Origin of the sequence: Streptomyces sp. NPDC046931, from assembly GCF_040644655.1 — a bacterium.
GTDB lineage: Bacteria > Actinomycetota > Actinomycetes > Streptomycetales > Streptomycetaceae > Streptomyces.
On record NZ_JBEYWX010000006.1, the window covers coordinates 1 to 22,869 of the forward strand.

The 22,869-nt window shown below is 72.4% G+C and carries 26 protein-coding genes and 3 pseudogenes; 11 read left to right on the forward strand and 18 right to left on the reverse strand.

The window, feature by feature from the left end; genetic code table 11:
* Both ABZ876_RS13660 and ABZ876_RS13665 read right to left on the reverse strand, forming a co-directional pair.
* The coding region (locus ABZ876_RS13660) for a hypothetical protein (RefSeq protein WP_361779091.1) at window positions 1-189 on the reverse strand (189 nt) is incomplete at its 3' end.
* A 294-nt stretch (window positions 190-483) separates the two neighbouring features.
* On the reverse strand, window positions 484-1,041 hold the full coding sequence (locus tag ABZ876_RS13665; protein ID WP_361779093.1) for a hypothetical protein: 558 nt from the start codon (window positions 1,039-1,041) through the stop codon (window positions 484-486).
* Window positions 1,042-1,183: 142 nt separating this feature from the next.
* Between ABZ876_RS13665 and ABZ876_RS13670 the strand changes: the two are divergent.
* The 3 genes and pseudogenes from ABZ876_RS13670 to ABZ876_RS13680 form a co-directional block, all read left to right on the forward strand.
* Window positions 1,184-1,407 (forward strand): annotated as a pseudogene (locus ABZ876_RS13670) (potassium-transporting ATPase subunit C); the annotation flags it as partial.
* A gap of 100 nt (window positions 1,408-1,507) precedes the next feature.
* Window positions 1,508-1,728, forward strand: a pseudogene (locus ABZ876_RS13675) (hypothetical protein); the annotation flags it as partial.
* A gap of 99 nt (window positions 1,729-1,827) precedes the next feature.
* The gene (locus ABZ876_RS13680) at window positions 1,828-2,226 is read left to right on the forward strand and encodes a luciferase family protein (protein ID WP_361779095.1); all 399 of its coding nucleotides are present in this window, start codon (window positions 1,828-1,830) and stop codon (window positions 2,224-2,226) included.
* A 52-nt stretch (window positions 2,227-2,278) separates the two neighbouring features.
* Here the strand turns inward: ABZ876_RS13680 and ABZ876_RS13685 are convergent, their stop codons facing one another.
* Together ABZ876_RS13685 and ABZ876_RS13690 are read right to left on the reverse strand one after the other, a co-directional pair.
* Entirely contained in the window at window positions 2,279-2,635 is a 357-nt protein-coding gene (locus ABZ876_RS13685) for a hypothetical protein (RefSeq protein ID WP_361779097.1), read from the reverse strand.
* 36 nt (window positions 2,636-2,671) lie between these two features.
* A complete protein-coding gene (locus ABZ876_RS13690; RefSeq protein ID WP_361779099.1) occupies window positions 2,672-3,154 on the reverse strand; it encodes an inorganic diphosphatase in 483 nt (160 codons plus the stop codon).
* Between the two features lie 328 nt (window positions 3,155-3,482).
* Here ABZ876_RS13690 and ABZ876_RS13695 point away from each other — a divergent pair, with 328 nt between their 5' ends.
* Together ABZ876_RS13695 and ABZ876_RS13700 are read left to right on the forward strand one after the other, a co-directional pair.
* Window positions 3,483-3,938, forward strand: a complete 456-nt coding sequence (locus ABZ876_RS13695; RefSeq protein ID WP_361779922.1) for a TIGR03668 family PPOX class F420-dependent oxidoreductase — start codon at window positions 3,483-3,485, stop codon at window positions 3,936-3,938.
* A gap of 70 nt (window positions 3,939-4,008) precedes the next feature.
* Entirely contained in the window at window positions 4,009-4,434 is a 426-nt protein-coding gene (locus tag ABZ876_RS13700; protein ID WP_361779101.1) for a CBS domain-containing protein, read from the forward strand.
* Window positions 4,435-4,444: 10 nt separating this feature from the next.
* Here the strand turns inward: ABZ876_RS13700 and ABZ876_RS13705 are convergent, their stop codons facing one another.
* Together ABZ876_RS13705 and ABZ876_RS13710 are read right to left on the reverse strand one after the other, a co-directional pair.
* A complete protein-coding gene (locus ABZ876_RS13705; RefSeq protein WP_361779103.1) occupies window positions 4,445-4,735 on the reverse strand; it encodes a hypothetical protein in 291 nt (96 codons plus the stop codon).
* 144 nt (window positions 4,736-4,879) lie between these two features.
* The gene (locus ABZ876_RS13710) at window positions 4,880-6,082 is read right to left on the reverse strand and encodes a hypothetical protein (RefSeq protein WP_361779105.1); all 1,203 of its coding nucleotides are present in this window, start codon (window positions 6,080-6,082) and stop codon (window positions 4,880-4,882) included.
* 203 nt (window positions 6,083-6,285) lie between these two features.
* Here ABZ876_RS13710 and ABZ876_RS13715 point away from each other — a divergent pair, with 203 nt between their 5' ends.
* Window positions 6,286-6,774: a hypothetical protein gene (locus tag ABZ876_RS13715; RefSeq protein WP_361779108.1), complete on the forward strand. Its 489-nt coding sequence runs from the start codon at window positions 6,286-6,288 to the stop codon at window positions 6,772-6,774.
* Between the two features lie 11 nt (window positions 6,775-6,785).
* Here ABZ876_RS13715 and ABZ876_RS13720 read toward each other — a convergent pair whose 3' ends face one another.
* Entirely contained in the window at window positions 6,786-7,001 is a 216-nt protein-coding gene (locus ABZ876_RS13720) for a dodecin (RefSeq protein WP_361779111.1), read from the reverse strand.
* Between the two features lie 100 nt (window positions 7,002-7,101).
* On the opposite strand from ABZ876_RS13720, the pseudogene ABZ876_RS13725 reads away from it, so the two are divergent.
* Window positions 7,102-7,248, forward strand: a pseudogene (locus ABZ876_RS13725) (sugar transporter); the annotation flags it as partial.
* Between the two features lie 363 nt (window positions 7,249-7,611).
* On the opposite strand, the gene egtD reads toward ABZ876_RS13725, so the two are convergent.
* Genes egtD through egtA form a run of 4 tightly spaced genes read right to left on the reverse strand, consistent with a single transcriptional unit; the run spans window position 7,612 to window position 11,991 of the window.
* Window positions 7,612-8,574: an L-histidine N(alpha)-methyltransferase gene (gene egtD, locus ABZ876_RS13730; RefSeq protein WP_361779114.1), complete on the reverse strand. Its 963-nt coding sequence runs from the start codon at window positions 8,572-8,574 to the stop codon at window positions 7,612-7,614.
* Complete coding sequence (gene egtC / locus ABZ876_RS13735) at window positions 8,571-9,362, reverse strand: ergothioneine biosynthesis protein EgtC (protein WP_361779117.1); 792 nt, start codon at window positions 9,360-9,362, stop codon at window positions 8,571-8,573. The genes egtD and egtC overlap by 4 nt, the downstream gene beginning before the upstream one ends.
* Window positions 9,362-10,678: an ergothioneine biosynthesis protein EgtB gene (gene egtB, locus ABZ876_RS13740; RefSeq protein WP_361779120.1), complete on the reverse strand. Its 1,317-nt coding sequence runs from the start codon at window positions 10,676-10,678 to the stop codon at window positions 9,362-9,364. The genes egtC and egtB overlap by 1 nt, the downstream gene beginning before the upstream one ends.
* Window positions 10,675-11,991 carry an ergothioneine biosynthesis glutamate--cysteine ligase EgtA gene (egtA, locus tag ABZ876_RS13745; RefSeq protein WP_361779123.1) on the reverse strand — a complete coding sequence of 439 codons (1,317 nt, stop codon included), beginning with the start codon at window positions 11,989-11,991 and terminating at the stop codon, window positions 10,675-10,677. The genes egtB and egtA overlap by 4 nt, the downstream gene beginning before the upstream one ends.
* A 298-nt stretch (window positions 11,992-12,289) precedes the next feature.
* Between egtA and ABZ876_RS13750 the strand changes: the two genes are divergently transcribed.
* Window positions 12,290-13,120, forward strand: a complete 831-nt coding sequence (locus ABZ876_RS13750) for a TIGR02452 family protein (RefSeq protein WP_361779126.1) — start codon at window positions 12,290-12,292, stop codon at window positions 13,118-13,120.
* Window positions 13,121-13,186: 66 nt separating this feature from the next.
* Here ABZ876_RS13750 and ABZ876_RS13755 read toward each other — a convergent pair whose 3' ends face one another.
* Complete coding sequence (locus ABZ876_RS13755; RefSeq protein WP_361779128.1) at window positions 13,187-13,633, reverse strand: type II toxin-antitoxin system PemK/MazF family toxin; 447 nt, start codon at window positions 13,631-13,633, stop codon at window positions 13,187-13,189.
* A 137-nt stretch (window positions 13,634-13,770) separates the two neighbouring features.
* On the reverse strand, window positions 13,771-13,965 hold the full coding sequence (locus tag ABZ876_RS13760; protein ID WP_361779131.1) for an antitoxin: 195 nt from the start codon (window positions 13,963-13,965) through the stop codon (window positions 13,771-13,773).
* Window positions 13,966-14,214: 249 nt separating this feature from the next.
* On the opposite strand from ABZ876_RS13760, the gene ABZ876_RS13765 reads away from it, so the two are divergent.
* On the forward strand, window positions 14,215-14,820 hold the full coding sequence (locus ABZ876_RS13765; RefSeq protein ID WP_361779134.1) for a GPP34 family phosphoprotein: 606 nt from the start codon (window positions 14,215-14,217) through the stop codon (window positions 14,818-14,820).
* A 532-nt stretch (window positions 14,821-15,352) separates the two neighbouring features.
* Here ABZ876_RS13765 and ABZ876_RS13770 read toward each other — a convergent pair.
* From ABZ876_RS13770 to ABZ876_RS13780, 3 genes are all read right to left on the reverse strand, one after another.
* The gene (locus tag ABZ876_RS13770; RefSeq protein WP_361779137.1) at window positions 15,353-16,849 is read right to left on the reverse strand and encodes an SPFH domain-containing protein; all 1,497 of its coding nucleotides are present in this window, start codon (window positions 16,847-16,849) and stop codon (window positions 15,353-15,355) included.
* Window positions 16,850-16,988: 139 nt separating this feature from the next.
* The gene (locus ABZ876_RS13775) at window positions 16,989-17,207 is read right to left on the reverse strand and encodes a hypothetical protein (protein WP_361779140.1); all 219 of its coding nucleotides are present in this window, start codon (window positions 17,205-17,207) and stop codon (window positions 16,989-16,991) included.
* A gap of 26 nt (window positions 17,208-17,233) precedes the next feature.
* A complete protein-coding gene (locus ABZ876_RS13780; protein WP_361779142.1) occupies window positions 17,234-18,658 on the reverse strand; it encodes an amidase in 1,425 nt (474 codons plus the stop codon).
* A 160-nt stretch (window positions 18,659-18,818) separates the two neighbouring features.
* Here ABZ876_RS13780 and ABZ876_RS13785 point away from each other — a divergent pair, with 160 nt between their 5' ends.
* On the forward strand, window positions 18,819-19,853 hold the full coding sequence (locus tag ABZ876_RS13785) for a LacI family DNA-binding transcriptional regulator (protein ID WP_361779144.1): 1,035 nt from the start codon (window positions 18,819-18,821) through the stop codon (window positions 19,851-19,853).
* 69 nt (window positions 19,854-19,922) lie between these two features.
* Here ABZ876_RS13785 and trxA read toward each other — a convergent pair whose 3' ends face one another.
* The gene (trxA, locus tag ABZ876_RS13790) at window positions 19,923-20,309 is read right to left on the reverse strand and encodes a thioredoxin (RefSeq protein WP_361779147.1); all 387 of its coding nucleotides are present in this window, start codon (window positions 20,307-20,309) and stop codon (window positions 19,923-19,925) included.
* A gap of 120 nt (window positions 20,310-20,429) precedes the next feature.
* On the opposite strand from trxA, the gene ABZ876_RS13795 reads away from it, so the two are divergent.
* Window positions 20,430-21,857 (forward strand): NAD(P)/FAD-dependent oxidoreductase, encoded by a 1,428-nt coding sequence (locus tag ABZ876_RS13795; protein WP_361779150.1) that lies wholly within the window; start codon window positions 20,430-20,432, stop codon window positions 21,855-21,857.
* Window positions 21,858-21,986: 129 nt separating this feature from the next.
* Here ABZ876_RS13795 and ABZ876_RS13800 read toward each other — a convergent pair whose 3' ends face one another.
* Window positions 21,987-22,649, reverse strand: coding sequence for a peptide deformylase (locus tag ABZ876_RS13800; RefSeq protein ID WP_361779153.1), 663 nt, complete (start codon window positions 22,647-22,649; stop codon window positions 21,987-21,989).
* Window positions 22,650-22,869 lie beyond the last annotated feature (220 nt).

Sequence of the window (22,869 nt, forward strand, 5' to 3'; positions counted from 1 at the left end):
GGGCTGATAGCCGAGCGTGGAGAAGTAGTCGACGCCGGTCAGGCACATCACCCGCCACCAGCGCTGGCCCTTGTGCGCCGGTTCGGGCTGGGCGTGCGGGCCCTGAGCGGAGCCCTTGCCCATGTCGGACAGCCCCTCAAGCATCCACGCCCGCAATCGGCTCGCAGGGGGGTGTTCGGTGGTGGCCATCGGCGCGCTCTCCTGGGTACGGCTCGGTGAGGGATTCGGCCATCACACGGACGGCCGCACCAGCGTAAGCAGAGAGTGACGCCTGGGCCCATGAATGGGGTCGGCCACCGCGTCAAGCTTCCGTTAAGAAGGGCCGTACCGGTGTCAGCTTCGTATCAAAACGGAATCAAGCGCGCATCAAGGGCCCGAGGCCCCAGCGGGCCGTCAGGGAGAGGCCGGATCGGAGGGCCGTCTCTCCCCGTACGAACACGCTGCGTCACGGCGGGCGTTCCGGAGACTCCCGGGTCCGTGCCGCTACTCCAGCCCCGACACCTTGAACACGGTCAGCGCGGTCTCGCGGTCGATCCGCTGCTCGACACGGCGCAGCTCGGTCGCCCCGCACAGCAGGAGGCCGGACTCGGCCGACTTGCGCGCGTCCTCGGACAGGCGGTGCCACATGTCTGGATTGTTCACCAGCACCCGGGGATCGAGTTCGACCCGCCCGCCGAAGGCGTCGCGGAACGCGAGCCGCTGGGAGATGCCCTCCAGGCAGCGCACCGACACCAGCAGGTCGGTGCGGACCCGACGGGTGTGCAGCAGTCCGCGACAGGCGAGCCGGCCCTCACCCGCGGAGATCCGCCGTGGGCACAAAACCAGGAAGAGCAGCACGGACAGCCCGCACCACAGGGCGACGCGCCACGGGGTCTCGTCGCCGGCACCCCAGTCGATCAGGAGCAGCATCGCGAGGAGTGCGGCCGCGCAGCGGATCGAGCTGTACAGCTCTTTCGCCCAGCGACGGTCGGACACGGTCCGGCCGGGCCCTTCCGCCGGCGCACCGGCCATCTCGTGTCGCGCGTCGTGGAGGCCTTCCATATCCCCGACGGTAGACAGCGGGGGAGCCGGTGAAGGCCGTCTTGGTACGGCCCTGACGTGGACCCGGCGCTTTTTGACGCCGACGCAGCGTCCAGCGCCTGGTTCGTCGACCGCGCCGCATCAAGCCGTGCGGCGGGAGACGGACGCGGTGACCTCTTCCGGCTCGGGCCTGGCCCGGACATCTCCCCGGCCTACGCCGAACTCCGGGTCCGCCGGATCGCCGCGAAGAACCACCTGCCCCTCGTGCAGGTGGAGAAGCCGGTCCGCGACCACACGACCGGCCGCACCCTCGGCTTCATGGGCGAACCCCGCGTCAACGTCCTGGAGCTCAACATCGCGCTCAAGGAGCTCACAGCGAAGGACTGAGGGCCTTGACCCGTACGGGAGTCGGCGGCCACGCAGAGGTTCCGGGACCGCCGACTCCCGCCTTCGCCGCGCCGGTTGACCGCCTGGAAGCCTCGCCGGCGCCCACCGGCCCGATGCGGCCCTGCCGGACGTCGGGCTGCCCGACATGGACGGCGCCGACATCGTCAAGGCGCCGCGCGGCTGGACCCGCGTGCCGATCCTGGTGCTCTCGGTCCGCCAGGCGTCCGCTACATGGCCCAACTGCGCCGCAGACTCCAGCCGGACACCGCCCACTCCCGGCATCTCATCACCGAGCCCGGCATGGGCTATCGCCTCGAGCAGCGATCCCAGGACCACGCCGTCACGGTCGGTAACCTCACGTCCCGGTTACGGAACACTCAACCTCTGGTAGCCGGGGAGTGAGGGGGCGACGATGGGCTCATGACTTTGGCCCAGCGCGCCCTGGAGCGACTCGAGGCCTGGCCCGACCTCACGGTGGAGCCGGCCAGTTGCGGAACGGGGCGGGCACTCCGCTCCACGTACGGCGAGATCGTTCACATCCACACCGCCCACGAGGCGGACCTGCATCTGACCAGCGGGGCCCTGCGGCGCTTCTCCGGCGACCTCGCCGGGTCGACCGCCATCCGCATCGTCCCCGGCTCGCGCTGGGTGACCGTGCGCCTGGACTGCGACACCGATGTCGACCTGTTGCTCAGTCTGGTGAGCGTGGCGCTGCACGCCCACCAGAGCCGGCCGCCGTCCGAGAGCCCTCCTGGCGAGGAGTGCAACTTCCGCCGCGTCACGCTGCTCCCGCGGGCACGGGAAGGTGTCCACGGCTGAACCACGGCATTGTTGACCAACGCCCTCCGGCCGGCGCAGAGTTCGGCACCGTCTAGGCGGACGGCGGGCTCCCGGGTTCCCTCGGCCTTCCCCGTGGCGAGGAGAAGTGCCGCAGGTGCGGCACGTGGGCGCGGGGGCCGTAGCGCTCGTGGACGGCGTGTTCGGCGGCGTGCGCCCGGGCGGCGAGACCCGGCGGCAGGGCGTGCACCCTGCTGCCGCCGCAGCCGGGGCAGACCGCGCCGACCGGCGGCGACCTGAGCACCCGGCCCCGCTCGTCGATGTACGCCTGCGATGTCAGCCCGGCGCGGTCGGTGAAGCACACGATCCGGAAAACCATGTCCCACACGCGCCCGCAGTCCCCGCAGACGAAAGTGAACGTCTCGGAGGCGGAGTGGGGATCGGCCGTCATGGTGCGGTCCTTCCTCGCTCGATCCCAGTCCGGCCGTCAGCCCTCGACGGCGCGCCGACGGGCGGCGTCGATCTCCGCGTACGCCTGTTCGCGTCCCTCCCAGTGGGAGCCCTCGACCGACTTGCCTGGCTCCAGATCCTTGTACACCTCGAAGAAGTGGGTGATCTCCAGCCGGTCGAACCTGGGCACGTCGTCGATGTCCTGCAAGGAGCTGTAACGCGGGTCGTGTGCCGGGACGCACAGGACCTTCTCGTCGGGTCCCTTCTCGTCCTTCATCACGAACATGCCGACGGCGCGGCACTCGATCACACAGCCTGGAAAGGTGGGGTCACCGACCAGGACGAGGGCGTCGAGGGGGTCACCGTCCCGGCCCAGGGTGTGGTCGACATACCCGTAGTCGGCCGGATACTTGGTGGACGTGAACAGCATCCTGTCCAGGCGCAGGCGGTTCAGCTCGTGGTCCATCTCGTACTTGTTCCGCGATCCCTGAGGGATCTCCACGATCACGTCGAATTCCACGACGGCCTCCTTGCCGGCCGGTCGGCGGGCCGGTCGTGGGCCGGGTGGCCGGGCGGCTGTCGCGGAGGCGGTCGCCCGATCCTCCGGCCGGCCCGTTCAGCTCGGATCCGTCCTTCCAGTCTGCCCTGCCTGTCCGGACCCTGACATCCGGGCGGCCGGTCGGCCGTCCGCCGGCCTCATCCCTCGGCCCTGAGGCGGTGCCGTGTAGGGGACCGGACGTCGGGTACCCGTCAGCGCCGGCCGCCGACGGCGTCCTGACGACCGCACCACGCCGTGCGGCCGGGTGGAGTTCCCCACCGCGCGGGAGGAGGGTGGAACAGTGGCACGAATGCCGGAGGACGAGGCAGTGCGACGGTTCACGGACGCCCGCGTGGCGCGCCTTGCGACCGTGGACTCCACGGGACGGCCCCATCTGGCCCCGGTGGTGTTCGCACGGCGCGGCGACGACCGCATCGTCATGGCCGTCGACCACAAGCCCAAGGTCTCCTACCGGCTGAAGCGGCTGAGCAACATCGCCGTCCAGCCGGCCGTCTGCCTGCTGGCGGACGCGTACGACGAGGACTGGGAACGGCTGTGGTGGGTACGCGCCGACGGAGACGCGCGGACGGTGCCGCCCGGCGCGCCCGCGGAGCAGGACCGGGAGGAGTACGAGGCGGCCATCGCCCTGCTGACGCGGAAGTACCCCCAGTACCGCGAGGCCCCGCCGGACGGACCCGTGATCGTGGTCGCCGTCCGCCGCTGGACCGGCTGGCGCGCCGCTGAGGAGCCCCGCCCGGCCGGATGACGGGCCGGGCGACACTCCGACCGAGACGACCGAGACGACCGAGACGACCGAGACGGTCCGGGAGGTTCCCATGAGCAGGCAGGTACGAGACGTGATGTCCCGGGGCGCGGTCGCCGTCGAGCCCATGACCCCGGTGGCCCGGGTGGCCCGCCTGATGCGCGAGCAGGACGTCGGTGACGTCCTGGTGACGTACGACCGCGATCTGTTCGGCGTGCTCACCGACCGCGACATCGTGGTCCGGGCGGTGGCCGGGGAGCGCGACCCGAACACCGTGACCGCGGGCTCGGTGTGCACCCGGCCGCCCGTGATCACCCTCTCGCCCGACGACACCACCGATCACGCCGTCGAATTGATGCGCCGGCACGCCGTGCGCAGGCTTCCCGTCGTCGAGAGCGGCGGGTGCCCGGTCGGCATCGTCAGCCTGGGCGACCTCGCCGCCTCGGAGGACCCGCGGTCCGCCCTCGCGGACATCAGCACGGCCGACCCCAACCGGTGAGGCCGGGGCCTCACAGCCGGGTGTCGGGCCCCGTCCGCTCGTCGACCGCGGCGGTACGGCGTGCCCGGTGCGGCCGCGCGCCGTGCCGGTGGGTCGCCGCGGCCACCGCGGTGGCCAGGCCCAGGCAGAACAGGAGCGCCAGGGCGAGCCCGGAGGCGAACACGGCCAGCGTGCTCATGGTCGCGATGGGCTGATCGAGCACGGACACGGTGTAGTAGGGGCCACCGGACAGGTTGCCCGCGATCGCCAGAGCGGTGAAGGCGGCGGTGGCCGCGAGAAGGAGCAGTCCGAGGAACAGCATCCGAGTCATCTCCTCAGGGAGTTCCGGCACCGCCCCGAGTACCCGCCCCCGCAGCGTCGAGACAGCGGCGGGGGAGTTCGCCGTTCTCGCGTCCACGCCCGGGGACGCCCGGTCGCCGTCGAGCCCTGACGGTGGCCGCGGGGCTCACAGCGGGGTGTGACCTGCGGTCAGGAGATAGGTGCCGTAGGCCACGGAGGCGGCGGCGAGAGTGGCCCCGACCAGCACGGCCTGCTTCGGCCGCAGCCGCCAGCTGCGCGCGAGGCCGCGCGCGAGCGGTATCAGGAGGGGGAACGCGGGCAGCAGGAAGCGCGGCTTCGATGCGTAAGGGCCCGAGCCGCCGACCGTGATCAGCAGCAGCACCCCGGCGTACACGACCAGCGCCAGTGGGGCGCCGTCGAGGCAGAGCAGGCAGAACAGCAGCACGGCCGCCACGACGATCACCAGTGCCAGCGGGTAGACGGCCCGGCCCCCGTGCTCGAGCAGCGACTTGAGGAAGTGCAGGGAGCCGACACCGAAGTCGAATCGGGAGTCCCAGGCGCGCTGCACGGTGAAGTAGCCGCCGAACGGATCACCCGTGTGGGCGCCCACCCACAGCACGAAGCCCACCCAGCCGAGGGGCGCTATCGCGGTGCCGACCCACAATCCGGCGGGCACCCGGCCGCGCCGCCTGACGATCTCCTGGATCGCCACGGCGCCCACGGCCGCGGCCACGGCGAAGCCCGTGGGCCGGGACAGGCCCGCCAGGGCGGCCAGCGCGCCCGCCCACAGCCAGCGACGCCTGAGCACGGCGTACAGGGACCAGGCGGCGAGAGCGGTGAGCAGGGGCTCCGTGTAGGCGATGTCGAGGACGACGGAGTGGGGCAGGGCTGCCCACACACCGACGAGTGCGGTGGCGACCGCTCGGCCGTACAGGTGATGGCCGATCGTGTAGATGCCGTACGCGGCCACGGCCGCGGCGCTCCAGGCGATCAGCAGGGCGGAGGCGCCCGGAGTGATGGGCAGGACGGTGTACACGGCACGGGTGAGCGCTGGATACAGAGGGAAGAACGCCCAGTCGCGCTGCACGGCACCGGTGGAGGCGAGGACGTGGGTCTGGGTGCCGTAGCCGTGCTGGGCTATGTGCAGATACCAGCGGGAGTCCCATGAGTGGGCCAGGCCCTTGAACAGCGGGTGCCCCATGGTGCGGTTCGCCAGGACGATCGCCGCGAGACCGGTGAGACGTATGAGGGCGAACAGCGCGAGGGCCGGTGCGGCACCGGGCACGAGCCGGGCTCGAAAGGGAAGGCGGACGCGACGATCTGTGCCCTCGGCCTGTTCGGCGGCGGGGGCGGGCGAGAGTGCGCTCACACCTTGACCCTGCGTTATCCGCGTACGGTCCGCAACGTGAGGTTTGGCCATGGTTGGGTCATATACCACTGCTGTGCGAGAATCTGTCGTGACTCAGTGCTGAACTCGGTGAGTGGGCCCGGCCCGAGCAACCCTGCCGCCTACTGCCCCGTCCGGGTCATGCCACCGCCCGCGCGCCGCCGCCGTCTTCGTAGAGTGGCCGGGTGACGAACAACAGCAGGCCGGTCGCCGTCTTCGACATCGACAACACCCTCGCCGACACCACGCACCGGCAGCGTTTCCTCGAGCGGAAGCCGCGTGACTGGCGGGCGTTCTTCGCGGCCGCGCCGCAGGATCCACCGCTGGCCGAGGGAATCGCGCTCGCACTGCGGACCGCCGCGGAGTGCGAACTCGTCTATCTGACCGGACGGCCCGCGCGCTGCCGGCGCGACACCCTCGACTGGCTCGCCGTTCACGGACTGCCCGAGGGGCGGGTGTCCATGCGGGCCGACGGCGACCGCAGGCCCGCCCGTGTCACCAAGCTGGAACTGCTCCGCGAACTGGCTCTGGGTCGAGAGGTCCGTATGCTCGTCGACGACGACGAACTCGTCTGCCAGGCAGCCGAACGGGCCGGATTCACGGTCGTACGCGCCCGATGGGCGGTCCCCTCCGCCGCGCTGACGGACGCACAGGAGCGGGAAGGGCGTACCTGAGAGCAGCCGGGCTACTCACCGTCCTCCAGGCGGAAGCCCACCTTCAGACCGACCTGGTAGTGCTCGATCTGGCCGTTCTCGATCCGGCCCCTGACCTGCGTGACCTCGAACCAGTCCAGATTCCGCAGGGTGTGCGAGGCGCGGGCGATGCCGTTGCGTACGGCCTGGTCGACGCCCTCGGGCGAGCTGCCGACGATCTCGGTGACCCGGTAGGTGTGGTCGGTCATGAGGGTGCTCCTCTCGGCGCGGCGGGTGTCACACGTGCCTCCACCGTGCCGTACGGGGCGGTGGTCCGCGAGACATCCGCAAGGCAGAACAGGCCCCTCGGTGGGTCGTCTCCTCGCCCTCGTATGCGCGTCCGCCTTACCCCTCACCGCGTGCGGAGTCCTGCCCGGCGGCGGGACCGAACGGGGGACCGTGACCGTGTGGCTGATGAAGGACGGCGCGTCGACCGCGTTCCTCGGCCGGTTCACCTCCCGCGGTACCCGGGGAATCCCCCTGGCCGGACAGGACTGGTGCACCCCCTCCGGATCCGTCTGACAGGAGGGCGGCGACCGTGCGGCAGAACCCCGAACCGAAGGACCGGCCGGGGTACTTCCCCGTCCCGGACAGGACGGCCGCGAGGCTCTGCGGATCAGACCACGGCCGTGGACGCGCTCGCGGGCGAGGAGGGCGTCGCGGCCATGGCGGCGGGCGCCGCACACGGCCGGGCGACGCCCGCGGCGCCCGCCTGGGGCGGGCGGAACGGACCCCATGGCCCGGCGGCGCGCCCCATGTTCCGGCGGCGCGCCCGTGCCCCGGCCAGGCCGGGGCACGGCCCTCCCGGGTGTGCCGCGGTCAGCGCACCCCGCTCAACGACAGGGCGAACCTCCCCTCCGCGTCCGTCCACCAGTGCGTCAACTCCAGCCCCGCCGAAGCGAGTTCACGCCGAACCCCGTCCTTGCGGAACTTCGCCGACACCTCGGTGCGCAGCTCCTCCCCGTCCGCGAAGTCCACCGTCAGGTCCAGCGCGGCGATCTTCACGGTCTGCGCCGTCAGTGACCGCAGCCGCATCTCGATCCACTCGTGGTCGGCGTCCCACACGGCCACATGGGCGAAGGCGTCCGGGTCGCAGTCGGCGCCCAGCTCACGGTTGAGCACGGCCAGCACGTTCTTGTTGAACTCGGCCGTCACCCCGGCCGCGTCGTCGTACGCCGCGACCAGCACCGACTCGTCCTTCACCAGGTCGGTGCCGAGCAGCAGCGTGTCCCCGGGCGACATCAGGGCCCGTACAGAGGTGAGGAACGCAGCCCGCTCGGCGGGCAGCAGATTGCCGATCGTGCCGCCCAGGAACGCCACGAGCCTCGGCCCGGGCGTCTTTGGCAGCGTGAGCCCCCCGGTGAAGTCCGCGATCAGCGCGTGGACGTTCAGGCCGGGCCGCTCGGCGATCAGCGCCTGTCCCGCCTGGCTCAGCGCGCTCTCGCTCACGTCCACCGGGACATAGGTGTGCAGGCCGGTCAGCGCGTCCAGCAGATGGCGGGTCTTCTCGGAGGAGCCGGAACCCAGCTCGATCAGCGTCCGAGCGCCGGTCGCGGCCGCGATCTCACCCGAACGGACGATCAGGATCTCCCGCTCGGCGCGCGTGGGGTAGTACTCCGGCAGTTCGGTGATCTTCTCGAACAACTCGCTGCCGTGTGCGTCGTAGAACCACTTCGGCGGCAGCGTCTTGGGGCTGTTGGCGAGGCCGTGCAGTACGTCGGCGCGCAGTGCGGCCTCCGTGGCGTCCTCGGGAAGGGTGCGGTTGACAAGGAACGGGCTCACGTGCGGGACTCCTCGGATGGTGCGGGCGCCATGTCGTCGCGCGGGTCCTTGAGCGGGGTCAGCAGGACGTCGGTGCGGGTGGCCGAGAGCAGGGTGCGGTCGGGCACCTCCTGCCAGTGCGGGTCGTCGTCGTACGGTTCGGAGGCCACGACGACACGGCCGCCGGGACCGGTGAGGTACCACAACGTGTCGCCCCACGCGGTCGCGGTGATCGTCTCGCCGTCGGTGATGAGCAGATTCAGCCGGGAGCCGGGTGCAGCCGAGGCGACCTCCAGCACGGTGTCGGCCAGGGCCTTCCCGTCCTCCATGCCGGTGCGCAGCCGGTTCAGCAGCAGTGCCCACACCAGGGCCGAGTCGCAGCGCGACTCCAGCGAGAGCAGTTCCACCGGCGGCAGCGACCCGGCGAGGCCGCCCATCGAGTCGGGCCAGCCCTTGACGGCCCCGTTGTGGCTGAACAGCCATCTGTCCCCGGTGTAGGGCGCCGCGGCGGCCTCGAGGTCGGGGTCGCAACTGGTCGCGTCGCGCACCGCGGCCAGGACGGCGCCCGAGCGCACGACCCGCGCCAGGTCGGTGAGGGAGGTGTCGGCCCAGATGGGCCCGGCCCTGCGGTAGCGCGCCGGCACGGGGTCGTCCGGGGCGTACCAGCCGACCCCGAAGCCGTCGGCGTTGACGGTCCCGTACCGCTGCCGCCGCGGCGCCCACGACTGCCGGTACAGACTGTGCGGGGGCTCCAGCAGAAGCCGCCCGAGCGGCTCCTCGGGTCCCAGACAGGCGAGATGACGGCACATCAGGCGTCCCTGGCGGTGCGGAAGCCCGAGAAGATCTGCCGCCGGATGGGATAGTCCCAGTTGCGGAAAGTACCCCGGCAGGCCACCGGGTCCACGGCGAACGAGCCGCCGCGCAGCACCTTGTACTCGGACCCGAAGAAAACCTCCGAGTACTCCTTGTACGGGAACGCCGTGAATCCCGGGTACGGCAGGAAGTCGCTCGATGTCCACTCCCACACGTCACCGATCAGCTGCCGTACGCCGAGCGCGGATGCGCCCGCCGGATAGCTGCCGGCCGGAGCCGGACGCAGATGGCGCTGACCGAGGTTGGCGTGCTCGGGCGTCGGGTCGGCGTCGCCCCACGGATAGCGCCGGGAGCGGCCCGTGGCGGGATCGTGGCGGGCCGCCTTCTCCCATTCGGCCTCGGTGGGCAGCCGGCGCCCCGCCCAGCGCGCGTATGCGTCCGCCTCGTACCAGCACACGTGCAGGACGGGCTCGTCGGGCGGTACGGCTTCGGTGACGCCGAAGCGCCGCCGCAGCCACTGGCCGCCCTCGCGACGCCAGAACAGCGGGGCCCTCAGGTCGTGGGTACGGACGTGGGCCCAGCCCTCGGGCGTCCACCAGCGCTCGTCGTCGTAGCCCCCGTCTTCGATGAACGCCTGGTAGGCGGCGTTCGTCACCGGCAGTGCGTCGATGTGGAAGGCCGCCACCTCCCGCTGGTGCGCGGGCCGTTCGTTGTCCAGCGCCCATGGCTCGGCCGAGGTGCCCATGGTGAACGGGCCTGCCGGTACGAGGACTTCGGACGGGCCCGTGTAGGGCGGCGCCGGTGCCGGGTCGGGGGCGGTGAGCGCCTGGGGGCCCCGGCGCAGCTGATGGGTGATCAGCATGGTCTCGTCGTGCTGCTGTTCATGCTGGGCGACCATGCCGAACGCGAAGCCGGCCTCGGTCAGGGCGTGGCCCTCGAACCGCGCGCTCTCCAGCACGTCCAGAGCCCGCCCCCGGACCTCCGCGGCGTAGCGGCGGGCCTCGTCCGGCGCCAGCAGGGGCAGCGAGGGCCGCTCGGCGCGCGGGTGCTCGAAGGCGTCGTACAGCCCGTCTATCTCGGGCCGCATGGCGTCGCGGCCGGCGACCGCGCGCAGCAGCCACAGCTCCTCCTGGTTGCCGATGTGCGCGAGGTCCCAGACCAGCGGCGACATCAGCGGGGAGTGCTGGGCGGTGAGGTCGGGGTCCTCCACACAGGTGGTCAGCAGCGCGGTGCGGTCGCGCGCCCTGGTCAGCGCATCCAGCGCGCGCTCCCGCAGCGTGCCGGGGTCGATCGGTGACCGGGCGTCGGTCATGAGCGCATGTCCTTCCCGTGGACACGGGGGTCTTCCCCGCCGGAACGGGTGTCGTTCCCGTGGAACTGGAGCAGCAGATCGTCGGCGGGGCAGCGGCCCCGGGCCACATAGCGTTCGGTGAACTCCGCGACGGCCTCCTGTACGTCGTCGGTGGCGCCGATCCTGGGGAGGGCGTCGGCCGCGGCCGCGAAGCAGGCGACGGCGGCCTCGTGCAGCTCCGGGTCGGTCAGCCCCTCGCGCGCGGCGGTGACCCACAGCGCATTGCGCGGCGGCGGCAGCGAGCCCGCGCGCTCGGCCAGGGGCTTGACGGTCCGGTAGGCGGTCTCGGCGGCCTCGGGATCGTCGAACAGCGCCGCCGTCACGGCGAGCGGCACGATCCACCCGTCGTCGCCGGGCTGTGCGTCGATCATGCGGAGTTCGAGATGTCCGCGGGGCCGGATCGGAGGGAACAGGGTCGTGAGGTGGTACTCGAGGTCGTCGCGGTCCGGGGGAGCCCCGGACCGGGTCCAGTCCCGGAAACTCAAGCCGTCCGGCACGTACCAGGGGCCGGAGCCGGTGCGGACGCACATCACGGGCGCGTCCATCACACGCCGGACCCAGGAGGCCCGGGGATCGCCCACGAGGGGCGGGGCGCTGCTGCGTCCCGGATCCATGGCGGACCACAGGGACTGCCGCGTCGAGCGCCAGCCCGTGGACCGGCCCCGGGACAGCGGGGAGTGCGCGAACGCCGCGACCAGCACCGCTCCCAGCTGGTGCGCCAGCCACCAGCGGCGTCCGTGCCCCAGAGGGCCCGGCTCCTCGTAACCGGCGTCCAGGCACACCTGGACGGACGCCGAGGAGCACATCATCGACCGTCCCTCGGGACCGGTGCGGTCGAGGTAGCGCTCCATGGCGTCGTAGCGGGGCTCCCGCAGGAAGCGGCGAGGGGCGTTCCATGGCTCGTGGCCGTAGCCGCTGAGGCCGAGACCCGCCTCGGACAGCAGGGTGCGGACCGCGTCGAGGTCGGCGGAGACGGACCCTACGCACTCCATCAGGGAGGTGGCGGGGGCGGAGCTGAGCTCCAGCTGGCCGCCCGGTTCGACGCTGAGGGCCGAACGCAGGGGCAGGGTCCGCAGCGCGGTGTACACCGCGCGGAGACGTTCGGGTGGTGCCGGGAGCCACGGCTTGCGCAGCTCGTGGACGAACCATTCCACTTCGACACCGAGCGTGCGGGGCGGTCCGGTCTTGAAACAGATGCCGTGGACCAGCGCCTCCACCTCGGCTTCGGTGACAGCGGAGCGGGGCTCCGTACAGTCACTCACCGAATCGGACATGTCGGGATCCTCCTGAGATTCCACCATGTCGCCGCCCCGGTATCGGATGGCCGGGCGGCGTCGCTCGTCCCACCCAAGACCCTTCCGTGCATTCGCACAAGAGTGCACTGTCGAGCTTCGCGGACTGGTTCCTCCCTGTTTGCCAGGGCGGAAACGGTAATTCCCGGGGCCGGGAAACTCTGTTGCGACGTAGGACCAGCATCGCTCACCATGCGTTCATGAGCACGACGGGGGAGATCGGCGGTGCACCGGGCGGGACCGCGTGCCGCGTGCTTACGGCGCCCACGGGGGTGGCGGCGTGAGCACGCGGCTGCGCGGGATCGCACAGGAGACGCAGAAGATCGTCGAGGCGGGCGTCTACCGCACGCCCGAGGGGCGCACGGTGCCCCTTGCCACGGCGGTCGAGGCCGCCCGCGCCGGGACGCGGATGTACGGCCCGGGGCCGGTGGAAACGCCGCCGGCACGCCCGGAGGCCACGGCTTTCGAGGTGACGGGGGAGAGCAGCCTGGAAGCCGCCCGGCGCCTGCTGGGCCGATCGGGTGACCCGGTGGCCGTGCTGAACTTCGCCTCCGCACGCAACCCGGGCGGGGGGTTCCTGAACGGCGCACAGGCCCAGGAGGAGGCGCTGTGCCGTGCCTCCGCGCTGTATGCGTGCGTGCGCGAGGTCCGGGAGTTCTACGACCACCACCGGGCCCACCGCGACCCGTTCTACACGGACCGGGTCATCCACTCACCGGCCGTCCCCGTCTTCCGCGACGACCGTGGACGGCTGCTCGAGGCGCCGTACGCGGTGGGCTTCCTGACCGCGGCCGCGCCGAACGCGGGCGTGGTGCGGCACCGGGCGCCGGAACGCGCGGCCGAGCTGCCCCGCGCCCTCGCCGCCCGTGCCGAACGGGTTCTGGAGACGGCGGCCGCCTGCGGCTACCGGCGCCTGGTGCTGGGCGCGTGGGGCTGCGGGGTGTTCCGCAACGAGCCGGCGCAGGTCGCCGGGGCGTTCCGCGCTCTGCTGGTCACGGGGCGGTTCGAGGGCGCCTTCCAGGAGGTGGTCTTCGCCGTCCTGGACCGCACGTCCGGTACGACGACACGGGCCGCCTTCGAACGGACCTTCGCCGACGTGGCTGCCGTCTGACCGGACCCGCCGCCCCGGCGCCCGCCGACCCGGCCCCTCGGCTCCGGCCGTACCGAGCCCTGCCGATCAGTTCCAGCCGTACCGCTCCCGCAGCCGGTGCACCACGAGGTTGAACCGCATCCGGTCCAGGGCGCACGCCTCCCGCCGCATGCCGTCCTCGTGCAACCGCAGCACGCGGTCCACGTCCACCCAGGAGTCGCGACCCGACCGGTCCCAGGGGCCGCTGCCGATCGGCACCCACTCCCGGTCCCCGTCGTGCCGCTTGCTGGACAGCTGCACGGCGAGCAGCGTGCCGCCCGGCTCTCTGGCGACCACCAGCACCGGGCGGTCCTTGCCGCGCCCGTCGTTCTCCTCGAACGGCACCCAGGTCCAGACGATCTCCCCCGGATCCGGGTCCCCGTCGTGCGCGGGGGAGTACTCCGTCCGCACCCGGCCCACCGTACGGGGGTCGGCCTCGGTGGTCGCGGAGGGGCCGTGGCGGCCGGGGACGTCTTCATCGGTAATGGCAGTCACGCGGCTCACGGTAGAGCCCGGCCGTCTGCGGCCTCCGGGCGGGGCCGGACCTGAGCCGCCGTCAGCCGGGCCGAAGGGCCCGGCCGGTGGCGACCCATGGGGAGAGGAGCGGGACTCCCTGCCGCGCGCTGCCCGCGCTACGGCTGGGGAGGGTTGTCCCGGTCCTGCGGAGGCTGGAACTGGTCCCTGAGCGCATCCGGGCCCTTGTCGGCCTGCCCGGCGGGCCGGTTGCGCATCGTGTCGTCGGCGGGCCGGCCGGCTTCGTCGTGTCCCCGGCCGATGCGCTCCCCGCCTCCCTTCAGCATCTGCTTGAGCTTGTCCATCACGGACATCGTGGCCCTCCTTGCCGATCTTCTCTCCCTCCAGGATCGGCGCAGCATGCCGAGGGTGCATCCGCTGCGGCCGGGCGGCGCGGCGGCCGCCGCGCCGGGCACCGGGGCCCGATCGGCGTCCTGGGGATGCGGTGGCCGTGGACGCGGGGTGGGATGAGACGCGAGGTGGGATGAGCGGGGCACTCAACCACGAGGACGCAGGCATGATGGCCTCCAGGAGATCGTCGAGCAAGCGTCGTGGAGGCACGCATGGCCACTGCACGGGACCTGTTGACCGTCGCCCTGGACGCCGCCCCCGGCCGTCGTGCCGAAACGGGTGACCTGTCGCTCGCGCTCGCGGGAGCCGAGTTGTTGGATCTCATGGACCTACGGGCCCTCACCCTGGACGGAGTCCTCATCGTGCCGAGCGACCCGCCGGTGACGGACGACCGCCTGCTGCGGGAGGCCGCCGATGCGCTCACCCGGCAGCCGCCCTACGAGTCGGTCGAGGACTGGCTGTGGCGCCGGGGCCAGGGCCTGTCCTCGGCGTATCTGGCAGCTTTCGAGGAGGAGGGCCTGATCGCACGGCAGCGCCGCCGCTGGCTGCCCGCCTGGACCGGCGAAGCCGTGCTGGCGGACTCGCCTGCCCGCCGGCGGGCGGCGGACCGGTGGGCCTCCGCGGAACCCGTGCTCGCCGCTCTCGGGACGGCCATCGGCATCCGGGAGACACCGGTGGACGAAGTCCCGGAGGTCACCGAGGGCGCGGCGGGGACCGTGCTGGCCGCCGTCGACGACGCGGTCACGGAACTGACGGCCGTGCGGCAGCGGCGGGCCGTCGAGAAGGCCGCCTTCGACAACATCTGGCGAGGCCCGTGACACGAGGGCGACGGGGCCGGCACCCTCGTGTCGCCCGGGGTCCGGGACCGCCCCGTCCCCTGTCAGGCAGGTGACGATGTGCCGGGCGGCGGCATGCAAACCGTGAGATCCAGCGCCAGGCGCCGCTCCTCGGAACGCGGTCAGTCACCGCCTTGACGGGTGACGAACGGTAATGGGGCATCATGACCAGCCGACGAACGAGGAGAGCGGAATGACACAGGAACAGGCGCGGCCTTCGGATGTCCCGGATGCCGCCCGCCGCGCCTGGTTCGGTACATTGCCGGAGCGCATACGCCCGCAGGACATTCTGTTGGAGCGGCCGGCTACGCTTCCGGACCCGGCGCGGGACACGTACAACCCCCGACGAGTGGCTCGTACGCACCTGTCTCTGGGCGAACGCACCTGTCCGTGAGGAAAACGCCCGGACGCCTGGTCGGCGGCGGTCGGCGCCCGGCACGGCTCGGGCGTACGGCAACCTATCGCCGTACGCCCGAGGTCTCAGTGTCCTACCGGCCGCTGCTCGCCGCCGGGTTCAGCGCTCGTCCTGCTCCACCGCGACCTTCTCCGGCCGCGGTGGAGCGAACCCGTCGAGTCCGGCGGCCGTCTGCGCCGGCGTGCCGTTCGCGGGCGTCGCGTCGCCGTTCATCGACGACAGCAGCCGGCGCGCGAGCCCCAGGCCGGTGCCGCCCATCGTCAGGGCCTTGGCGAACACGTCGCCCATGCCGTCGGCGCCGTTGAGCAGCACCATGTTGTCGACATTGCCGAAGGCGGACGCACCCGCCTGGACGATCTCCGGCCACTTCTCGGCGAGTTGCTGCGCCACCACGGCCTCCTGGTTCTCGGCGAGGGCCGCGGCACGTGCCTTGATAGCCTCCGCCTCCGCCAGACCCTGGGCGCGGATCGCCTCGGCCTCGGCGAGCCCCTTCGCCTGGGCGGCGGCCGCCTCCGCCTCACCGGTGGCGCGCGTCGCCTGCGCCGCGGCCGTGCCACGGGTCTTGGTCGCCTCGGCCTCGGCGCCCGCGGCCGTCTTCACCCGGGTGGCCTCTGCCGCGGCCGCCAGCTCGGTCTCCTTCGCGTTGGCCTGCGCCGCCGAGATCCGCGCGTCGCGCTCGGCCTCGGCCAGCGTGCGCTTCTCGTACGCCTTCGCATCCGCGGGCTTGCGGACGTCCGCCTGGAGCTGCTGTTCGCGCCGGTACGCCTCCAGCTCCGCGACACGGGTCTCCTGCACCACGACCTCCTGACGGGCCGCGGCGTCGGCCAGTGGACCGGCCTGCCGTGCCTTCGCGGCCGCCTTGTCTCGCTCGGCCTGGTAGCCGGCCTGGAGGATCTCGCTGTCCCGGGTCGCCTCCGCCATCCGCGCGAACGACTGCTGCTCCGCCTCGGTGGCGAGACGATTCGCCTCCGCCTGCGCGATACGCGCGTCCCGCTGCACCGCCGCCGCATGCGGCGAGGCCAGGTTCTGGATGTAGCCCGTCGGGTCCTCGATCTCGTGGATCTGCAGCGAGTCGACGATCAGACCGAGCTTCTCCATCTCGGTGCCGCAGGCGGCCCGGGTCTGGCCGGTGAGCTTCTCCCGGTCACGGATCATGTCCTCGACCGTCAACCCGCCCACGATCGACCGCAGATGACCCGCGAACACGTTGTGCACACGCTCCGACATCAGCTTCTGCTGGTCCAGGAAACGGCGCGCCGCGTTGGCGATCGACACGAAGTCGTCGCCCACCTTGAAGATGACCACGCCCCGCACCTTCAGCGGAATGCCCTGGTGGGTCACGCAGTCCACGTGCAGTTCGGTCTCGTTGAGGTCGAGCGAGAGCTTGCGCACCGCCTGCACACCCGGCAGCACCAGCGTCCCGCGTCCCGTGACGATGCGGAAGCCCATGCCTTCCTCGAGACCCTCGGTCCGATGCTTCGAACCGGAGATGATCAGTGCTTCGTTGGGCTCCGCGACACGCCACATCAGCTTGAAGACCGCAACGATGAATACCAGCGCGAGAACGACAGCCCCCGCGACAATGCCGATGACCATCGGCAAACGCCCCCTTTGCCTGGTGCCGGGTCGGCACCGAACGAAAGGAGTGTGCGCCCGCGCAAGGCGGGGGTGAAGACGCTGACGAATCCTTGTCGCAATCTTGACGCGTACGCCTCTCACCTGGGGAGAGGCGTGCTCAACTGCCGTACATCGCCTCGACGTACACGGTCCGCGGCGGAAGGTGCTCCACCACCATCACCACCGTGCCGCGCTCGATACGGCACTTACCGTCCGCGGGATAGGCGAGGAAGTGCTCGGCGCCGCCGCGCACACGGACGATCACCTCGCCGACCAGCCCGGGTCCGACGGTACCGGTGACACGCCCCATCAAACCCACCATCGACGCATCGTCCATGGTCACAGCGTACGGCCCGAACGCGCCTATGCGGCCCGTGCGTCGGCGGCAGCCGGGTGCGGCGGCCACCACTCGTGCCACCTCCGGTCCGCCTCCAACTGGGCCGCCAGCGACACCAGAAGCGGCTCGCTGTGCGCCGGGCCCAGCAACTGGGCGCCCACCGGGAGCCCGTCACCCACGAAGCCCGCGGGCACATTGACCCCGGGCCAGCCGAGCACGTTCCACGGCCACGCGTACGGGCAGGCGGCGATCATCGCGCGATCGGTGTTCCAGCCGTTCATGTGCACGAGCGTTCCGACGCGCGGCGGGGGAGCGGCCGTCGTGGGGGCGAGGACGACGTCGTACGACTCGAAGAGCGCTCCCACGCGCCGGTGCAGCACCGCCTCCGCGCGCCGTGCCACGCGCAGCGGAGCCCCGCCGAGCAGCCGGCCCAGCCGTGCGGCGTCTCGGGTGCGCCGGTCGAGCAGCTCGGGGAAGGGCACCTCACGCACCCGTTCGGCCAGGCCCGCGGTCGCCCGCGGCAGGAAGGCCAGCCCGATCTGCCCGTAGCGCGGTTCCGCCTCCTCCACCACGTGCCCGAGCGCGGCCAGCCGCTCGGCGAGCGCGAGGACACACGCCCGGACCCGGGGGTCGAGCCGGGCGGGCACCGCGGTGAACGGCGGCCTCAGCGAGAGCGCGATCCGCAGGCGGCCGGGATCCCGCCCCACCGCCGCCGAGACGTCGAGCGCGGGCGGGCGGTGCAGGTCGCCCGTGTGGTTGCCGCTCGCCGCGTCCAGGAGCAGCGCCGCGTCCGTGACCGTCCGGGCGAGCGTTCCGTTGACGGTGATCCCCTGGAAGGACTCGGGGAGCGGCCAGGTCGAGATCCGGCCCCGCTGCGGCTTGATGCCGACCAGATGTGTCCAGGCGGCCGGGATGCGGACGGAACCGGCGCCGTCCGAGCCCAGCGCGGCCGGCACCAGGCCCGCGGCGACCGCCGCCGCGGACCCGCCGGACGAGCCACCCGGGGTGTGGTCCCGATGCCAGGGGTTGCGCGTCGCGCCGAAGGCCGGCCCCTCGGTGAACGGCCACTGCCCCAGCTCGCACGTGTTGGTCTTGCCGACGATCACGGCCCCGGCCGCCCGCAGCCGCCGTACCGCCTCGCCGTCCTGCGCCACCGGGGGGAACGCCCCCGGGCAGCCGAACGCGGTGGGCTCGCCCGCCACGTCCATGTCGTCCTTGACGGCCACCGGCACCCCGAGCAGCGGCCTCCGCTCCCCGGCCGCGAGCCTCCGGTCGGCGGCCTCCGCCTCGGCGAGCGCGGCCTCGGCGCGCACCACCCGGAACGCGTTCAGCAGGGGCTGGGCCGCCTCGATCCGGGCCAGTGCGCGCTCGACCAGCGCACGGGAGGTCACTTCGCCGGCGGCGAGCGCGCGGGCGCACTCGGCCGCCCCGGCGCTACGGTCCGAAGCCATGGGGCACACCTCCGCGGGACGTCTTCTACCGAACGGTAACCTGTGGCCCTCCCGTCTGGAACGGAAAGCTCAACGTCCTTTGGTGAAAGGCCTGTTGACGAGTCGGATCGCAACCCCCGGCGGCAGCCCCCGTGGCCGTTCTGCGAAGATGCGGTACGTCATGGTGCAGATACCGAAACAGCCCGTCCCTTCGTCGCCCGCACCACCCGCCGTGCCGACGAGTGCCGATGTGGCACGTCTGGCCGGTGTCTCGCGCGCGACCGTCTCGTACGTCCTCAACAACACCAGCACCGTACGGATCAGCGAACCCACGCGCCGCCGTGTCCAGGAGGCCGCCAAGGAACTCGGGTACGTCCCGCACGCAGCCGCCCGCAGCCTGCGCGCCGGGCACAGCCGCATGGTGCTGATGCCCGCACCGAACGTGCCGGTGGGCCCGCTCTACAGCCAGTTCATCAACGAACTCCAGTGGGCCCTCAGCCGTTTGGACTACACCGTCGTGCAGTACGGCGGTATCGGCCTCCAGGGCGACGAAGCCGCCCGAGCCTGGGCGGAGCTGCGGCCGGTGGCGGTGCTCGTGCCCGGCGGCGGGCTCGGCCCGCAGGGTGTGCACGTCCTCAAACGCTCCGGCGCCCGCGCCGTCCTCACCCTGGGGCCCGAACGCGTCGCCGGCGCCCACGCCCTGCTTCTGGACCACGGCGGAGTGGGACACAGTGCCGGAGTGCACCTGCTGGCCCGGGGCCGCCGCCGGGTCGGTGTGGTGATGCCCGAGGAGCCCGGCCTGGAGTTTCTCTCCAGGCCCCGGCTGGAAGGCGTACGGCGCGCCCTGAGCGGCACCGGCGCCACCGTCACCGAACTGCCGCTCGCCTACGAGGAGGAGTCCGCCGCCCGGCTCGCGGCGCGCTGGCGCTCACTCGGCCTGGACGCCGTCTTCGCGTACAACGACGAGTACGCGACACTGCTGATGCGCGCCCTGCAGGACGAGGGTGTGGACATTCCGGGGGAGACGGCCGTGGTCGGTGCCGACGATCTGATGCTCGGCCGGCTGGTGCGGCCGAGACTCAGCACCGTCCATATCGAACTGCCGTCCGGGCGTGAGTTGGCGGAACTGGTCGACCGCGTCGTACGCGATCCCTTCGGCGTACCGGAGGTGAGCCAGGTCTTCGGGGCGCGGATCGTGCACCGCGCATCGAGCTGAACCCCCGCCGAGCCGCGACTGCCGCGCGGCGTTGCGGGGGCCGGTCCCACCGTGGAGTCCGCCGGGGGGTCACTCGCCGTTCTGCGCGGCCTTCTCCTCCTGCGCGGCCACGGCCTTGCGGACCTCGTCCATGTCCAGCTGGCGGGCCTGGCCGATGACGTCGTCGAGGGCGGCCTGCGGCAGGGCGCCCGGCTGCGCGAAGATCGCGACCTGGTCCCGGACGATCATCAGCGTAGGGATCGACTGGATGCCGAAGGCCGCGGCCAGCTCGGGCTGCGCCTCGGTGTCCACCTTGCCGAACACCAGGTCGGGATTGTCCCCGGCCGCCTTCTCGTAGACCGGGGCGAACTGACGGCACGGCCCGCACCAGGACGCCCAGAAGTCGATCAGGACGAATTCGTTGTCCTTGACCGTCTGGTCGAAGTTCTCCTTGGTGAGCTCCACGGTGCTGCTCATGGCGATTCCCTCTTCCTGATGTCGGGGCTGAGCCGCTGACCACAACGGTGCGTCGTGGTCATGTATTCCGCGCGCGTACCCGTGTGGCGGATCGAGCACACCAACAACCAGACTGGCCCCATGACGGAAACGGAACCCATCGCGTACGACGTCGTGGTGCTCGGTGCGGGGCCCGTGGGCGAGAACGTCGCCGACCGCACTCGTGCGGCCGGACTCTCCACCGCGGTCGTCGAGAGCGAGCTGGTCGGCGGCGAGTGCTCCTACTGGGCGTGCATGCCCAGCAAGGCGCTGCTGCGCCCGGTGATCGCCCGCGCGGACGCGCGCCGCGTCCCCGGCCTCGCGCCCCTGGTGCAGGGCCCCCTCGACGTGCCCGCGGTCCTGGCCCACCGCGACTACGAGGTGTCGGACTGGAACGACGAGGGCCAGGTCACCTGGCTGGACGGCATCGGAGCCGATTTATACCGGGGACACGGACGGCTGGCCGGACCACGCACGGTCACGGTGAGCGGCTCCGACGGGCAGCGGGTGCTCACCGCTCGGCACGCGGTGGCCGTGTGCACCGGCAGCCGGGCCCTGCTGCCCGACCTGCCGGGGCTGGCCGAGGTGCGTCCCTGGACCAGCCGGGAGGCTACGAGCGCGAAGGCCGCGCCCGGCCGCCTGGTCGTCGTGGGCGGCGGCGTGGTGGCCACCGAGATGGCCACGGCCTGGGCGGCCCTGGGCTCCCAGGTCACCGTGCTCGTCCGCGGCAAGGGCCTGCTGCCGCGCATGGAGCCCTTCGCCGGAGAACTGGTCGCCGAGGCCCTCACGGAGGCGGGGGCGGACGTGCGTACCGGCACCTCGGTCGAGTCGGTCCGGCGCGAAGGCGACACCCTCGTGGTCGTCACGGACGCGGGCGACCGTATCGAGGCGGACGAGATCCTCTTCGCCATCGGCCGGGCACCCCGCACCGACGACATCGGCCTCGACACCGTGGGCCTGGAGCCCGGCTCCTGGCTGTCGGTCGACGACACCCTGCGGGTGACGGGCAGCGAGTGGCTCTACGCGGTCGGCGACGTCAACCACCGCGCGCTCCTCACCCACCAGGGCAAGTACCAGGCACGCATCGCGGGCGCGGCGATCGGGGCCCGCGCCGAGGGCGTCCCGCTCCTGGAGACGAATGCCTGGGGCGCCCATTCCGCCACCGCCGACCACGCGGCCGTTCCCCAGGTGGTGTTCACCGACCCGGAGGCGGCGGCCGTGGGCCTGTCCCTGGCGGAGGCGGAGCAGGCGGGCCGCCGGGTTCGTGCCGTGGACGTCGACCTGTCGTCGGTCGCGGGAGCGGGCCTGTACGCCGACGGCTACCGGGGGCGCGCCCGGATGGTGGTCGACCTGGACAGCGAGACGCTGCTCGGCGTCACGTTCGTCGGCCCCGGTGTCGGGGAGCTGATCCACTCCGCGAGCATCGCCGTCGCCGGTGAGGTCCCGATCGACCGTCTGTGGCACGCGGTGCCCTCGTACCCGACCATCAGCGAGGTCTGGCTGCGCCTGCTGGAGGCGTACCGGGGCTGACCCGGCGCACGGCACCGGACCGAGGGAGCCGGGCTCCGGGCCGGAGCCCGGCTCTCCTCCGCATGCCGTACGGCTTCGTCCTCACCGCACCCCACCGCACTGCATCGTGCCGGCCGGGCGGCGTGGCCCTCATGACGGCAGCGTGAACCCCAGCGCCGCGGCGGCCCGTTCCGGCGTCGGCTGCGTCCACCGGCCGGCCATCGCCTCGTTCGACGAGAGCGAGCGCAGCTCCGCCCGGTCCAGATAGAGCGTGCCGTCCAGATGGTCCGTCTCGTGCTGGACGATCCGCGCCGGCCAGCCCGCGAACTCCTCGTCCACCGGGGCTCCGTGCTCGTCCAGCGCCCGCAGCCGCACCCGGGCGTGCCGGGCCACCACGGCCTGCCAGCCCGGCACACTCAGGCAGCCCTCGAAGAAGGCGGCCCGTTCGGTGCCGAGCGCCTCGTACGACGGATTGACGAGCACCCGGAAGGGCTGGGGCACCCGCCCGCGCGCCACCCGGAACTCCTCGGGGACCGGCGCGGGGTCCTCGATGACCGCGATGCGCAGGGCCACCCCGACCTGGGGCGCCGCGAGCCCCACTCCCGGCGCCGCGTGCATCGTCTCGCGCAGCGCGGCGACGAAGCGTGCGAGGAGCGCCGGGTCGAGCTGGCCGTCGAAGGGCTCGGTGCCACGCCGCAGCACCGGATCACCAGCGGCGACGATGGGCAACGGACCGCCGGCGGCGAGGAGTTGCTCCACCAGCTCGGCGAGAGGGCGGTCGTGGGGGCCGGTGCGGGCGACTTCGGGTGCCATCGCGCCAGCATGACAGGCGGGCCGCGCGGCGGACCGGTCGGCGGGACGCTCCTGTGGCGCATGTCACCGAGGCCCGGATGCGGTTGCGACCCAGGAATGTGGTCCACGTCACCGACATCGCCGGGAACTCGCCCGTGCGGCCCTCCGACTACTGGACCGTCACGCCCAACTCCCGGGCGTGTGGCCGCAGTCCGTCCCCGAACCCCGGAGAACCCCGCCG

Bases quoted from the DNA above. Each gene is read 5' to 3' on its own strand.
- ABZ876_RS13665 (WP_361779093.1), bottom strand. From the start codon at position 1,041: ATGGAAGGCCTCCACGACGCGCGACACGAGATGGCCGGTGCGCCGGCG.
- ABZ876_RS13775 (WP_361779140.1), bottom strand. From the start codon at position 17,207: ATGGACGATGCGTCGATGGTGGGTTTGATGGGGCGTGTCACCGGTACC.
- ABZ876_RS13800 (WP_361779153.1), bottom strand. From the start codon at position 22,649: ATGGCACCCGAAGTCGCCCGCACCGGCCCCCACGACCGCCCTCTCGCC.
- ABZ876_RS13680 (WP_361779095.1), top strand. From the start codon at position 1,828: ATGACTTTGGCCCAGCGCGCCCTGGAGCGACTCGAGGCCTGGCCCGAC.
- ABZ876_RS13695 (WP_361779922.1), top strand. From the start codon at position 3,483: ATGCCGGAGGACGAGGCAGTGCGACGGTTCACGGACGCCCGCGTGGCG.
- ABZ876_RS13685 (WP_361779097.1), bottom strand. From the start codon at position 2,635: ATGACGGCCGATCCCCACTCCGCCTCCGAGACGTTCACTTTCGTCTGC.
- ABZ876_RS13720 (WP_361779111.1), bottom strand. From the start codon at position 7,001: ATGACCGACCACACCTACCGGGTCACCGAGATCGTCGGCAGCTCGCCC.
- ABZ876_RS13770 (WP_361779137.1), bottom strand. From the start codon at position 16,849: ATGGTCATCGGCATTGTCGCGGGGGCTGTCGTTCTCGCGCTGGTATTC.
- ABZ876_RS13760 (WP_361779131.1), bottom strand. From the start codon at position 13,965: ATGTCCGTGATGGACAAGCTCAAGCAGATGCTGAAGGGAGGCGGGGAG.
- egtC (WP_361779117.1), bottom strand. From the start codon at position 9,362: ATGTGCCGTCATCTCGCCTGTCTGGGACCCGAGGAGCCGCTCGGGCGG.
- ABZ876_RS13780 (WP_361779142.1), bottom strand. From the start codon at position 18,658: ATGGCTTCGGACCGTAGCGCCGGGGCGGCCGAGTGCGCCCGCGCGCTC.
- ABZ876_RS13705 (WP_361779103.1), bottom strand. From the start codon at position 4,735: ATGCTGTTCCTCGGACTGCTCCTTCTCGCGGCCACCGCCGCCTTCACC.
- ABZ876_RS13700 (WP_361779101.1), top strand. From the start codon at position 4,009: ATGAGCAGGCAGGTACGAGACGTGATGTCCCGGGGCGCGGTCGCCGTC.
- trxA (WP_361779147.1), bottom strand. From the start codon at position 20,309: ATGAGCAGCACCGTGGAGCTCACCAAGGAGAACTTCGACCAGACGGTC.
- egtB (WP_361779120.1), bottom strand. From the start codon at position 10,678: ATGACCGACGCCCGGTCACCGATCGACCCCGGCACGCTGCGGGAGCGC.
- ABZ876_RS13785 (WP_361779144.1), top strand. From the start codon at position 18,819: ATGGTGCAGATACCGAAACAGCCCGTCCCTTCGTCGCCCGCACCACCC.
- egtA (WP_361779123.1), bottom strand. From the start codon at position 11,991: ATGTCCGATTCGGTGAGTGACTGTACGGAGCCCCGCTCCGCTGTCACC.
- ABZ876_RS13795 (WP_361779150.1), top strand. From the start codon at position 20,430: ATGACGGAAACGGAACCCATCGCGTACGACGTCGTGGTGCTCGGTGCG.
- ABZ876_RS13765 (WP_361779134.1), top strand. From the start codon at position 14,215: ATGGCCACTGCACGGGACCTGTTGACCGTCGCCCTGGACGCCGCCCCC.